At 48.6% G+C, this 12,531-nt stretch carries 11 protein-coding genes; 4 read left to right on the top strand and 7 right to left on the bottom strand.

The features are described 5' to 3' along the window. Positions 1–16: 16 nt before the first annotated feature. Positions 17–1,798, bottom strand: coding sequence for an ABC transporter ATP-binding protein (locus MZO40_RS08915; RefSeq protein ID WP_088770735.1), 1,782 nt, complete (start codon positions 1,796–1,798; stop codon positions 17–19). Continuing rightward, the gene (locus MZO40_RS08910) at positions 1,791–3,515 is read right to left on the bottom strand and encodes an ABC transporter ATP-binding protein (RefSeq protein ID WP_122217824.1); all 1,725 of its coding nucleotides are present in this window, start codon (positions 3,513–3,515) and stop codon (positions 1,791–1,793) included. The genes MZO40_RS08915 and MZO40_RS08910 overlap by 8 nt, the downstream gene beginning before the upstream one ends. Positions 3,516–3,935: 420 nt before the next feature. Here MZO40_RS08910 and MZO40_RS08905 point away from each other — a divergent pair, with 420 nt between their 5' ends. Both MZO40_RS08905 and MZO40_RS08900 read left to right on the top strand, forming a co-directional pair. Continuing rightward, the gene (locus tag MZO40_RS08905) at positions 3,936–4,535 is read left to right on the top strand and encodes a hypothetical protein (RefSeq protein WP_105961532.1); all 600 of its coding nucleotides are present in this window, start codon (positions 3,936–3,938) and stop codon (positions 4,533–4,535) included. Positions 4,536–4,960: 425 nt separating this feature from the next. After that, positions 4,961–6,154 (top strand): amidohydrolase, encoded by a 1,194-nt coding sequence (locus tag MZO40_RS08900; RefSeq protein ID WP_122217825.1) that lies wholly within the window; start codon positions 4,961–4,963, stop codon positions 6,152–6,154. 72 nt (positions 6,155–6,226) lie between these two features. Here MZO40_RS08900 and MZO40_RS08895 read toward each other — a convergent pair whose 3' ends face one another. Next, on the bottom strand, positions 6,227–7,117 hold the full coding sequence (locus tag MZO40_RS08895) for an SDR family oxidoreductase (RefSeq protein WP_105961531.1): 891 nt from the start codon (positions 7,115–7,117) through the stop codon (positions 6,227–6,229). 190 nt (positions 7,118–7,307) lie between these two features. On the opposite strand from MZO40_RS08895, the gene MZO40_RS08890 reads away from it, so the two are divergent. Further along, the gene (locus MZO40_RS08890; RefSeq protein ID WP_252133230.1) at positions 7,308–8,249 is read left to right on the top strand and encodes a magnesium transporter CorA family protein; all 942 of its coding nucleotides are present in this window, start codon (positions 7,308–7,310) and stop codon (positions 8,247–8,249) included. A 91-nt stretch (positions 8,250–8,340) separates the two neighbouring features. Here MZO40_RS08890 and MZO40_RS17445 read toward each other — a convergent pair whose 3' ends face one another. The 4 genes from MZO40_RS17445 to yjeM all read right to left on the bottom strand — a co-directional run bounded on the left by MZO40_RS17445 (position 8,341) and on the right by yjeM (position 11,676). Beyond that, positions 8,341–8,475, bottom strand: coding sequence for a hypothetical protein (locus MZO40_RS17445; RefSeq protein ID WP_257790728.1), 135 nt, complete (start codon positions 8,473–8,475; stop codon positions 8,341–8,343). Further along, positions 8,465–8,893: an SRPBCC family protein gene (locus tag MZO40_RS08885; protein WP_252133229.1), complete on the bottom strand. Its 429-nt coding sequence runs from the start codon at positions 8,891–8,893 to the stop codon at positions 8,465–8,467. The genes MZO40_RS17445 and MZO40_RS08885 overlap by 11 nt, the downstream gene beginning before the upstream one ends. Before the next feature lie 295 nt (positions 8,894–9,188). Next, positions 9,189–10,016, bottom strand: a complete 828-nt coding sequence (locus tag MZO40_RS08880) for a helix-turn-helix domain-containing protein (RefSeq protein ID WP_105961530.1) — start codon at positions 10,014–10,016, stop codon at positions 9,189–9,191. Between the two features lie 175 nt (positions 10,017–10,191). Beyond that, positions 10,192–11,676, bottom strand: coding sequence for a glutamate/gamma-aminobutyrate family transporter YjeM (gene yjeM, locus MZO40_RS08875; RefSeq protein ID WP_088770729.1), 1,485 nt, complete (start codon positions 11,674–11,676; stop codon positions 10,192–10,194). A gap of 301 nt (positions 11,677–11,977) precedes the next feature. Here yjeM and MZO40_RS08870 point away from each other — a divergent pair, with 301 nt between their 5' ends. Next, the gene (locus MZO40_RS08870; protein ID WP_050340199.1) at positions 11,978–12,373 is read left to right on the top strand and encodes a hypothetical protein; all 396 of its coding nucleotides are present in this window, start codon (positions 11,978–11,980) and stop codon (positions 12,371–12,373) included. Positions 12,374–12,531: the final 158 nt, after the last annotated feature.

Genomic DNA, 12,531 nt, shown 5'->3' with positions numbered 1-12,531 from the left:
ACTCCTAACACTTTCATTATTCAAATACCATTTGGTTCCGATAGAGCTCGGCGTAGAAGCCATCAGCGGCTAGCAGTGCTTGATGGTTGCCTTGCTCAATAATCTGACCATCTTTCAATACAACGATTTTATCTGCATTGAGGATGGTTTTCAAGCGGTGCGCGATGACAAAGCTGGTACGGCCTTGAATCACGTTGTCCATGGCCGCTTGAATATTGGCTTCCGTCACCGTATCAACGTTAGACGTCGCTTCGTCCAAAATCAACAGTTTCGGGTTAGTCAAAATCGTCCGGGCAATCGACATCAATTGTTTTTGGCCCGCAGAGAAGATGCTCTGTTCGTCAGAAACCTGCGTCTCATAACCGTCCGGCAAGCTCATCACGAAATCATGAATATTCGCCTGCTTGGCCGCATCGATCACGCGTTCCATCGACGCTGTTGGTTCCCCATACCGAATATTGTCGGCAATCGACCCAGTGAAGAGCTGCGGTTCCTGCAACACGATGCCGACATTTTGCCGCAAGACTTTCAAATCAAACGATTGAATGTCCACGCCATCAAAGGTGATCGCCCCACTATCCACGTCATAGAACCGGTTGAGCAAGTTCATCACCGTCGTCTTACCAGACCCAGTCGGTCCAACCAGTGCGACCATTTCACCGCGATGCACATGGATGGAAACACCGTGCAGAATTTCTTTGCCCGGCTGATAACTGAAGCGCACGTCATCAATCAAGAGCTCATCTTGAATACCATCCAACGTCCGACCGTGTTCAGGACTGACTTCATCGGGCTGATTACGCACTTCATCGACCCGGCGTGCACCGGTAATCGCTAACTGAATCATACTATACAAACTGGTCAACGACATAATCGGTTGATAGTATTGTTGCGCATAGTTAACAAACACGACCACGAGTGCCAAGGCTGCCCCCGTCGACATACTGCCGTTGAGCGCCAACCACGAACCAAAGAAAATCACGATGGCCGTGTTCAGCAGCGACATTCCCTGCATCAATGGATTCAAAATACCAGACCAGATCTGACCCGTCAATGCGGATTTTCTGACCTTGCCGTTGTACTCGTGAAAACCATTCAGGGAATCCTGCTGTAAACCATTGGTAATCAGAACTTTTTGGCCGGTGATCTGTTCGTTGATATAACCGTTTAGCTGACCGATATCATCCTGTTGCTGGTTAACGGCGACGCCCGCCTTATGCATGACAAACGCCGCAATGATCAGGGCGATTGGCGTCGAAGCCATTGTGACCCAGGCCATCGTCGCATTCTGATTGAACATCACGATAAGCAAGCCGACAAACTGTGCCACCGCCAATAGAATTTCCAGCAGCGCCTGGTTCATTGCATTAAAAATATTATCCAAATCTGATGTAAACCGCGCTAAAATATCGCCATCGCTATGCGTATCAAAGTACTGGACTTTCATCCGCTGCATTTTACGGAATAGGCCGACACGCATGGTCCCGGTCGAGAAAGCCGTCACCCGCGCCAAAATCAAACTGGCGATAAAAATCGTACTAGCATCGCCCACGTAGAGTAAGACGTAGATGATCAACGTCCGGTTAAACGGCTGTAAACTAGCCTGTGCCCGGGTGGCCTGATTCGTCCACTGTTGCAAGTATTGCGTCAACTCTTCAACGGCGCGTCCGAGGTAAGTCGGTGCCACCACGATACACCAAGTCGAGATGGCAATCAGGATGACACTCAGTAAAAAGCCTAACCAATAGCGTTTTAAATAGTGCCAGTAGTACTTACCGGCATTGCGTAAATCACTCATGTAAGCCCTCCTCTCGTGCCTTTTGCGTCTGATAAATGGCCCGATAAATCGCACTTTGCTGTAACAATTCTTGATGGGTCCCGCTGCCAGAAATCCGACCATCGTCCAGGACTAAAATTTGGTCCGCACGAATAATCGAGGCGATCTTTTCGGCAATCACGACCGTCGTTGTTGAAGTGAGTTCACGGTCTAACGCCTCTTGCACGAGTTTTTCTGACCGTGCATCCAGGGCCGAGGTCGCGTCATCTAAAATCAAAATTTCAGGATTAGCAATGACGCCCCGTGTAATCGCGAGCCGTTGTTTTTGTCCACCAGAAAAGTTCTGTGAGCGTTCTTCAACGGGCGCATCATACGTTTGTGGCAGCTGTTCGATGAACTCTGCAGATTGGGCAATATTAGCTGCCCATTGCATGTGACTCGGCTGGGCATCCGGCTTCACCTGGCGCAAATTGCCCGCAATCGTTCCGGAGAACAGCGTCGAGCGTTGCAGCACATAGGCGACCGTGGCGCGTAACGCCTTTTCCGGCAATTCACGGACATCGATGCCCCCGATTGAGACCCGACCACTGTCTGGATCATACAACCGCGCAATCAGTTGCGCCAAGGTCGTCTTCCCAGACCCCGTCGCACCGACGATTCCCAGCATTGAACCGGCTTTGACCGTAAACGTGACGTCTTTTAAGGTCGGTTGGTCATCACCAGGATACGTGAAGGTCACGTGGTCAAAGTGGATGTCCCCGGCAACCGGCGCATCATCACCGTCCACGTACGACATACTAGGTGTCGTCGTCATAACTTCATTGATCCGGCCGAGCGAAATGACTGCCCGTGAGGCAAAGGTCATTAAGAAGCCCCCGTTGATCACGGCAAATAAAATCTGCATCAAATAAGAAATAAAACTCGTGATTGCCGCCAAGTAGGACGGATGGGTCGTAATCGTCTGACCAACCAGATAGACCGCTACCCCCACAGCGACGTTCGCGGTTAGGAAGAAGGCTGGCATCAGAATGGCAAACCAGTACCCGATTTTGGCCGTCACCGCCGTCAATTCGTCGGAGGCAGACGCAAACTTTTTGATTTCATTTGGTTCCTGAACGAACGATTTAACAACGCGAATCCCCATTAAGTTTTCGCGCGCCACCGTGTTCACGTTTTCAATATCCTGTTGGGTCTGAGCAAAGTAAGTCGTCATCCGGCGCACAGCTAACAAGGCCACCGCCAAAATAACCACCATCATGACGACGATGACCCACCACTGTTCTGGCATCGTCATCACGGCTAGAATTAACGCCCCGATAAATAGCAGCGGAATCCGAGTAATCTGTTGAAAACCCGCCATCACGATCTGTTGCACTTGATTAATATCATTGGTCATTCGGACCACTAAGTTGGAAGGTGAAAATTTTTCGACATCGGCATACGCCAACGACTGCACCTTCGCGTATAGGTCCGCACGCAAATCCGTTGCGACCCCGAGCGCAACGCGGGCCGCGTAAATCGTATTGACGATTCCGCCAATGATTCCCAATACGGCCAACCCCAATAACATCAGCCCTTCGCGGAAAACGGTCGCTTGATCATTTTTAATGATTGCTTCCATAATCACTTGTAACAACCGCGGTTGCCATAAGGTCGCAAATACCAGCACGATCACTGACAACATCGCAATCCAGACGTCCAGCCGATATCGTTTAAAATATGGCATCAAAATCTTCATTAAAATCGTTCCTCCTCGTAATTGTGGTCTTCTTTTTAGGGTACCTGATATTAGCGATTAGGACAATCAATATATCATATCTTTTGCAAAATCAGATTACGATGATAATCTTTTGGGATATGTGGGATTAATACGATGGACAGCTTGATTTAATTGGCTGGTATTCATTTACTAATAATTAAGCAGTTGCGGTCGTCATCTGGTCAATTTGCCATTTACTGGTGAAAGCAATCGTTTAGATAAGTAACGAATTATCGACAATTCTTTCGCGAATGACAACGCCTTGCTATACTGATTAGTGTCAAGAGACCTCCTGTTAACAGTTGCTATTAATGCCAGCGCCATAACGTTGTTGCCTGTCTGCCAGCGCAATCGTCGCACGCCACACTACTCACGACAACCGGATTGGGGGAATCCCCCATGCTAATTTCTAAACCAGTTCTAACGCTATTGACCGCTACTATGGCAGCTGGTCTGGGCGCCGTACCAGCAATGGCCAAACCGACTACGGTCAATCACATCACCACCAGTTACAGCGCACAAACACACGCACTCACCGTAAAAGGTCATGCGACCGGTGCTAAACGACTAACCTTGACTTACAAGGGGAAAGCCGTTAAATCCGCTCCGGTCAAATCAGGCCAGTTCAAGTTGACACAATCATTCAAGGGCTACGGCACCTTCCAACTGAAAAGTGGTCGTCAAGTGTTGACTACGATTCGGTCACAACAATACGCAACGCCTAAGGTCAAAGTCATCAGCGCCGAACGGACGACTAAGGGAATTCACTATACGTTTGCCGGGCCACGTGCTGCGACACTTAAAATCGCACAAAATGGCCGCACAATCAAAACGCTTAAGACGACCGGCACGACCACTAAGGTATTCATTTCAAATGCGCAAATCAAGAACAGCACACGTGGGTTAACCGTTACTCAGCGCGTTGCGGATAAGAAAACAAGTCAAATTGTTAAACTCCCACCTTTGAAGGCCAATATCAAACAAGTGACTAACTTCTAGGCGCAATTGAAAACGGATTCAAAAACGTGTCTTATCCTAATAAATTCAACAGTAGCTGCCGCAAGCATTCCAAGTCTTGCGACGGCTATTTGTTGTGGAAATTAAACTCGAGATGATTGGGCCGTCGTGCACTGTAATCAACACGTGTGGCATTCGGCCCCAAATTGACCAGCCAGTCCGCAGCCTCGACTATCTGCACATTTCAGGTCACGTCACATAACCGGTCAAAAATCATCAGTGTGAAATGGCAGTCACCGGAAAGTCCGAATATTGACTAGTTCGGTCTCAACGACCAAGCGCAGCAATCCCCCTACTTCCGCTACTTGATGCTAAACTAAAGGTAGTGTTGGATCAAACGGCTGCCAAATTTACTTTGGTATTCCTGCTTGATACCCACCCGTAAAGACAGAAAGGATGATACAGGCATGCGCCTTCAAGACCAATTAATGCAACAACTGACTGCCGCTGAACCCGAGATGATTAAGATTCGACGGCATTTACACGCCCACCCCGAGGTTTCATTTCACGAAAAAGGGACCGCGGCGTATCTCAAACAATTCTATCAAGACTTGGGCCTGACCACGACTGATTATGGTGATGGCTACGGGTTCGTTATGGACATTGATAGCGGGCATCCCGGCCCCCAACTGGCCTTACGCGCGGACTTCGATGCACTCGCTATTCAGGAAGTCAACGACTTACCATTCAAATCGCAAACGCCTAATGTCATGCATGCGTGTGGCCACGATGGTCATACCGCGTACCTGATGATTTTGGCAAGAACGCTCTCAAATCTGAAAGACCAGTTACACGGTCGGGTGCGCATCATCCATCAGCCTGCCGAAGAAGTCTCGCCCGGTGGTGCCAAATCAATGTTAGCCGCGGGCGTTCTCGACGGTATCGACCACGTCCTAGGGCTCCACGTGATGAGCAGCATGCCGACCGGTTCCATCGGCTACCATTTGAATGCTGCGCAGACGGGCCGCGCCAATTTTACAGTCACGTTTACTGGCAAGGGTGGTCATGCGTCTATGCCACACCTTTCAAATGATGCGATCGTCGCTGGGAGCTACTTTGTGACCGCCTTACAAACCGTGGTCTCCCGCCGTATCGACCCCTTCGATACCGGTAGCGTCACGATTGGCTCGTTTGATGGCGTCGGTTCATTCAATGCCATCAAAGAACAAGTCCAGCTGAAAGGCGACGTCCGCCTGATGAATGAAGACACACGCCAAACCTTGCGCGACCAGATCACTCAAATCGCAAATGGTGTCGGTGCAACCTTTGGCGTGCAAGTCGATATGAATTACGACGACAACTATCCGGTACTGATGAACGATGCCGCCTTGACGCAACAAGTGATTGACAGTATCCGTTTCGCCGATATTCCTGAAATCACAAAAATCTTTGACTGCGGTCCACAAGACCCTTCCGAAGACTTCGCCTACTTCGCTCAGGCCAAACCCAGCAGCTTCATCTACGCGGGTTGTCAAACGGCACCCGGCGAAAACCATCCGCACCACAGTCCCGACTTCATGATGAATGAAGATTGCCTGCTGATTGCGGCTAAGGCGATGGGCAGTGCGACGTTGGCGTTGTTGATGGCGCCAGAGGATTGAGATTTATGATTAATATGCAAAAAGGCCCAGCTGCACTCGCAGCTAGGTCTTTTTTTCATGCCATCTTTTACCCTAATTAATCACACCGCCACCAGTCACCCCATAAATCTGGGCGGTAACATAGCTCGCGTCGTTAGAAGCCAGAAAGACGTAGACTGGCGCCAATTCAGCTGGCTGTCCAGCCCGTTTTAACAACGTATCCTGACCGAACTTCGGCAGTGCTTCAATCGGTTGCCCCTGATCCAACTGTAATGGTGTCCAAATTGGCCCTGGCGCGACGCCATTGACCCGAATTCCCTTTTCGGCTGCTTCTGCCGCGAAGTTGATCGTCCAGTTTTTGATGGCCGCCTTAGTCGCCGCGTAGTCCATCAGGTGCCCACTTGGCGAATAGGCTTGAATCGACGTGGTCGTCACAATGCTGCCCCCAGCCGGCATGTGTGGCAGGGCCGCCTGCGCAATCGCCATCATCGCCACGATGTTCACCTGGAAGGTCTCCTGAACTTGCTTAATTGGTAATTTCTCAAGTGACGGCTGTGAAATCTGTTGACCGGCATTCAAGACCAGCGTATCCAGGCCACCAAAAGCCGCAATCGTCTGGTCGACCAAATCAGCCGCGACGCCATCCTGCTTCAGATCACACGGCAACAGAAGCGACTTGCGCCCCGCTGACTCAATCAGCTTGGCAACTTGCTTGGCATCCGCTTCTTCACCTGGCAAATACTGAATCGCAACGTCCGCGCCTTCGCGTGCAAACGCAATTGCAGCGGCGCGCCCGATGCCCGAGTCGCCGCCCGTGATTAGGACACGGCGATTCAATAGCTTATCATGACCTTGATAGCTTTCTTCGCCACAGTCTGGCTCAGGTTGCATCTTCGTCTGTAATGCGGGCGTCGGCTGGTCCTGCTTCTCAAAACCGTCTGTCTTGTATAACTTGCGTGGATCACGTAAATCTGGTTGTGTCATTGTGTGGGCCTCCTTTATTTGAATACACACACCATACCGGAAATTTCGTCAAAACGACAGCCAAATGCATAAGTTTATACTAACAATCTTTATTAGTGTATCTCTTTACGTTCAACTAAATTCTTGTCATAATACGGCGTTGTAAAAGTTGATTGTTGCCCACGGACTCTTTGAAAGGAGCACTATTGTTATGATTGACCACTACCTGATTCAATCTGATGGCGTTACGACCACTTCTCGTGACAACGCCAACTGGATCGTCCTCCAAGATGCGAGCGACGACGAAACTCAGCAAGTAATTGACACCTATGAACTGCCCGCCAATATTTTCGACAATGCCAATGAGGGTGTCGAAGTTTCAGAACTCAAAAAGCTGAAGCACACGCGTTTTGCCACCAGTTACTCGCTCGTCCTGACGAATCTCTCCGCTGCGACCGACGACAGCATCGAAGAACGATTGGAACCACTCTCGTTTGTGGTGACCGACCAATTTTTAATCACGTACGTCTGTCAGGATTCGACCTTTATCGAGCGCCTGCTTGAGCAACATGCCACCGAAATCACCTCGAATGAATTACTCGTCAGTTACGCCATCCTCGAGATTTACGAGCACTACGTTATGGAATTGACAGCGCTTAAAACCACGATTGACGAACTCGACCAAGCGGCGCGCGAAACGACGCGTAACGATGAGCTCTTCCGTCTGGCAAACACCCAACGAACGATGGTGTTCTTAGACCAGACCTTACAAGACCAGGCGAAAACGCTTGAGGCGATGTTCAATAACGACGACTATTTACAAAAATTGAATAACGAAGCGCTACAGTATGATATCGAATTGCAACAACGCTATGCCGATAAATTGGTCCGCACTTATCGGGACTTGCTCGAAACGATTGGCGGGCTATTCTCCGACATGATGGACAATCGCCTCAACCACTTAATGAAATACCTCGACTCCGCTGGACTGATTATTTCGATTCCGGCCTTGATTACTGGAATTTGGGGAATGAATACGGGCGGTCTTCCCGGCGAAGATAGCCCCATGACTTTCATGATCGTCATCGGCCTGTCAGCCGTTCTCGCAATTGTCGCCGGGGTGCATTTGAAAAACAAGGACTTTTCGGAATAGTACCAATCAACCAAGTTTCCGTATTAGGACTCACCGCGCACAAAAAATCCGCCTGTTAAGTGTGTCTTCACAACTTAACGGGCGGATTTCGCTACCGTTGATGCCGATACCACCGATAATAAATCAGCATGGCGGCCCCGCCAATCAATAATGCGCGCAACACCCAACTCACGGCCCACCACGTGATGAAAACCTTGATAAGCGTGATGCCATCGTTAATCGTCATTATTCTGAGCCCCTGCGAGTGCTGCAAACTGGTTGAGTTTACGCTGAAAGTCTCGCTGCATCACCGGTTTAATTAATGGCAATGGTAGCCAACTCGGCGCCTCTTCCAGTAAACTGACTTGCTCATCGACCGTGGTCTGCCCGCTCGCATCCGCTGTCAGCGTAAACGTGACTTGATACACTAGCTGGTCGCCGACACCCTGGTAGATGACCTGGTTATCATGCGTCGTTACTCGCAAGCGCTCCGACTGATTGATTGCTGCGCCAGCCCGCTCGAGCGTGTAGCCGTTTGTTGCAGGCGCGACAGCGGTTACCGCAGTCGCCCACATTGGCAAATTCAATGGATACGCTAACAAGCGCCGAACAGTTGCTAAACTGGCATGTGCCAAAACGCGATTGGTAAATAAAGTCTTTGTCATGATGTAACCTCCAAAGACGGCGACAATGCTTGCATCCCCATCCGCACCAACCACACTTGATGAATGTGACGCTCACTGACATTGTCCCGCCCGTTTTGTTAGTTGGTGGTTACAATGTACGCGCGCCTGTAGATGATTGAAAATCAGTATACTGATAACAACGACTAAACTATGCGTGAAATAGTTGAAAAATTAGTGGGAAATGAGCTTAAGCGGCTGCTTCTGAAATTAATAATTGGCATATTTTAATCATGACTAATTCAATGTTCATAACCAAATGCAAAGCCAACACTGGTTATCCGAACTCATCATGAACTTGCTCATGGAACAGCTCGCGAAACACTGCCGAGCGCTCGGAAGCTTGTTGTGCTGCAGTGGTGTCATTTGCTTCCAGGGCTAACTGGGCAAGTAGCTGATAACAATTGGCCAGCATATAATGTGAATTATGAGCAGTCGCAAAAGCGATCCCAGCAGTCAGACGGTTCATCGCTAATTCGGGAGCGTGCTGTTGATAAGCAACTAACCCGGCCAAATAGTAGACAATATTCAGGTTTTCTTCATACGGACCGGTCTTAATGCCCAGTAGCGCTTGCGTGACCAGTGTTTCAACGTGAGCAGCCGAATAATTAACCGTTTTGAATACCGCCAATGAAATTAGCGCCAACCTTGAGAGCGTCGTTAACGGTGCATTCGGCGTGGCCATTCCGAGCGCCAGTTGGATGTTTTGTATCGCGTCACCGCTCGTCGCATCGACTTGCCAGCACGCGATCCCTAAATAATAGTAATAAGCTTGCGTCTGCTCATCTGTTTGAACGTAAGTTAAGGTCGCTGGAACCAGTAAAAAGTCCTTCAACGCTTGATACTGGTGGGCGTTACAAAGCATTTCGACGCGGTGATTAAAACTCGCATCAGCGCTGATGGCGAAATTATCCGCCAATTTCAAAGCACTAACGGCGACGTTCAATCGCTGACACAACGCTAACAACAAGCGGGCGTTTGGCACATAGCGGTCATGTTCAATGGCCGACAACATCGACTGGGCACAGATGTCTTGCGCAACTTGGTGCTGGGTCAGGTGTTGCGCTTGACGCGCGGACTTAAGTGTCGTTCCTAAAGTTTGCACCGGTTCATCACCTCCACTTTTTAATCACCATCCAACCAGGTACGGCCGCTGGGGCTACGAACGTTCAGCCAATGATGGTTATTAGACCTAGTGTACTAAAACAGGCCTAAAATCAGTCAAAAAAAGTACCGTTTCCCGACCCCCTTGGCCAGTAAACGATACTTTGGAATTTCACTTAATTAACATGCCGTTCGCGCACTTGGTACCAGATGATTCCGGCGACCCCAAACACGATTGGTCCGACCAGCATCCAAATCGTATTTTGAAACTTGCCCGTCTCTAAGATTGGTTGGATCAACGTAAAGACGTTGGCACCCAATACGACAATAAAGACGACCCAGCTAATGATTTTGGTCCAGGTCAACGATTTGTAGACTTCAAACGGTTTGATGATATTCTGATTTTCCTTGAACTTTGGAAACGCATAGAGCAAGAACAAGTATGGTAACGTCATTGAAACGTTCGCCATCAGCGTCAAAACGTTATAAAATGCGGACGCATCCGTGGTTGCGAAAGAGGCGACCAGAATGATCACAATGACGATCACACATTGAACCATCATGGCGTAACTAGGCATCCCCGCTTTGTTGAGTTGGGTAAACTTCTTCGGCCACAGTTCCTTAGGCGTTCCCAAAATCAACGTTTTCAATGGCGAATAGGTCAACGTGAAGAAGGCCCCACTGTAGGCGAGAAACATTCCTAGCCCGGTGTAGCGCGCAAACCACAGGCCTAACGTTTTGGCCGCGGCCGCACTTAATCCCAATGATTGTCCCAAGACATAACCCAAGTTTTGCATCATGACATAACTAATATTCCCCAGGTTGGTCGTTGGGTTCGATAAAACGGCTTGCCAGTTTGTACTGATCCCCCAGCAGAAGATACCCAGGCCGTAACCTAACGTAATCACGATCGCTGAAATGATGATGCCCCGTGGAAATGTTTTTTCAGGATTCTTAGTCTTATCAACCATCCCACCGAGCACTTCTAGGCCCCCGTAGGCAAAGATGGCGAAGACTGCGAATCCGAGTAACCCGACTGGATGTTGATAGCTCGGGTTAGGTGACGTCAGCACGTGCTGTAAGGGTTGCGCGAACTGACCATGGTTTAACGCCAGAACGACGCCGGACACGACTAATAGGATCGCAGTCAAGCTGGTGACCGCCAAGCCCCCGAGACTGGTGACCCGCACAATGCCCTTCATCCCTTTGATTGAAATGAAGGTGACGAGCACCATCCATAAACAGGATAAAATCCCAATCATTTGCGTGGCGTTTAGACCAAACATGGCAAAACGCTGAGTTTGGTCACTTCCAAAGAAGATAGTCGTGAATGGAATCCACACCTTTGCAGAGGTCGACACCAACCAAATGATGTACGACGCAAACCACATGAAGGTCCCCACGAACGCAAATTTTGCGTTAACACTCACTTCCAACCATTTGTACATCCCGCTGCTGTCAGATTTTACCGCGGCACCAAATTCCGCCATCATCAGCGCGAACGGAATGAAGAACAGCACGGCAGCGACCAGGTAAAATAGAATAGAACTATAGCCCATTAAATAATACGCAACCGTACTATTGGCAAAACCAAAAACGGTGGTGAAGATCATCATTACTAATGCAATTAGCGTAATCTTCTCATTATCTTTTGTTGCCATTATTGCACTTCCCCTTTTATACTGTTGTAAAGCTTAGCTCATTTTAAGATTACCGTAAGCATGCAATAAAGCGCTTTAGTTTCTCTAACAATCGGATGATTTTTCCATGTGATAATCGGTCTAATTATTAAGTTGTTCCGTTGAGAAATAATTATTGACGCTAACTATTTCATTGAGTAAATATTCATTTAATAACTAAGTAACTTGGTTTTAACATAACTGCAACATAATTAGGGTATTCTACAGTCATCAGGTTAATTGAGTGACGAAATCAAGGGTAAAAACGGGGTATACATACATGATGAAGAATTTTAGGTTGAAATCAATTTTATGGCTGGTACTGATTGGCTGCGCTTTCGGGATGATGGTCAACGTTGCTAGCAGCTGGATTCCACAAACGACAATTACAGCGCAAGCCTCAAAAAAGCTGACGCAGGCGCAAAAGATCAAGAAAATCAACGCCAAGCTTTCCAAGGCTAACCGGGCCGCGAAGAACTGGATCGCCTATCGCGAATCTGGCTACAGTTATACCGCGCGCAATGGTAAATGTTATGGCCGTTACCAACTATTGCGGTCATACTTACATGGTAACTTATCCCCTGTTAATCAGGAAAAGCGGGCCAACACCTACGTTAAAAGCCGCTACGGCACCTGGGTCAAAGCCAAGAAATTCTGGCAACATCACCACTGGTACTAAACTCAAAAATTGAATCATTCAGACTAAAAACCGCGCGTTTGGCAATGAGATTGTGAATCATTGTTGAACGGGTGGTTTTTGATATTCTAAGATATTGAAGTGATAGATTGCCAGTTTAATCATATTCTGCCAACTGAATCTTAAATATTGCACCTGAT

It is taken from the genome of Lactiplantibacillus sp. B652, from assembly GCF_023806745.1.
GTDB classification, from domain to species: domain Bacteria; phylum Bacillota; class Bacilli; order Lactobacillales; family Lactobacillaceae; genus Lactiplantibacillus; species Lactiplantibacillus pentosus.
The sequence above is the reverse complement of the archived record's forward strand: the minus strand, read 5'-3'. Positions and strand labels throughout refer to the sequence as shown.

Bases quoted from the DNA above. Each gene is read 5' to 3' on its own strand.
- MZO40_RS08915 (WP_088770735.1), bottom strand. From the start codon at position 1,798: ATGAGTGATTTACGCAATGCCGGTAAGTACTACTGGCACTATTTAAAA.
- MZO40_RS08910 (WP_122217824.1), bottom strand. From the start codon at position 3,515: ATGAAGATTTTGATGCCATATTTTAAACGATATCGGCTGGACGTCTGG.
- MZO40_RS08905 (WP_105961532.1), top strand. From the start codon at position 3,936: ATGCTAATTTCTAAACCAGTTCTAACGCTATTGACCGCTACTATGGCA.
- MZO40_RS08900 (WP_122217825.1), top strand. From the start codon at position 4,961: ATGCGCCTTCAAGACCAATTAATGCAACAACTGACTGCCGCTGAACCC.
- MZO40_RS08895 (WP_105961531.1), bottom strand. From the start codon at position 7,117: ATGACACAACCAGATTTACGTGATCCACGCAAGTTATACAAGACAGAC.
- MZO40_RS08890 (WP_252133230.1), top strand. From the start codon at position 7,308: ATGATTGACCACTACCTGATTCAATCTGATGGCGTTACGACCACTTCT.
- MZO40_RS17445 (WP_257790728.1), bottom strand. From the start codon at position 8,475: ATGACGATTAACGATGGCATCACGCTTATCAAGGTTTTCATCACGTGG.
- MZO40_RS08885 (WP_252133229.1), bottom strand. From the start codon at position 8,893: ATGACAAAGACTTTATTTACCAATCGCGTTTTGGCACATGCCAGTTTA.
- yjeM (WP_088770729.1), bottom strand. From the start codon at position 11,676: ATGGCAACAAAAGATAATGAGAAGATTACGCTAATTGCATTAGTAATG.
- MZO40_RS08870 (WP_050340199.1), top strand. From the start codon at position 11,978: ATGAAGAATTTTAGGTTGAAATCAATTTTATGGCTGGTACTGATTGGC.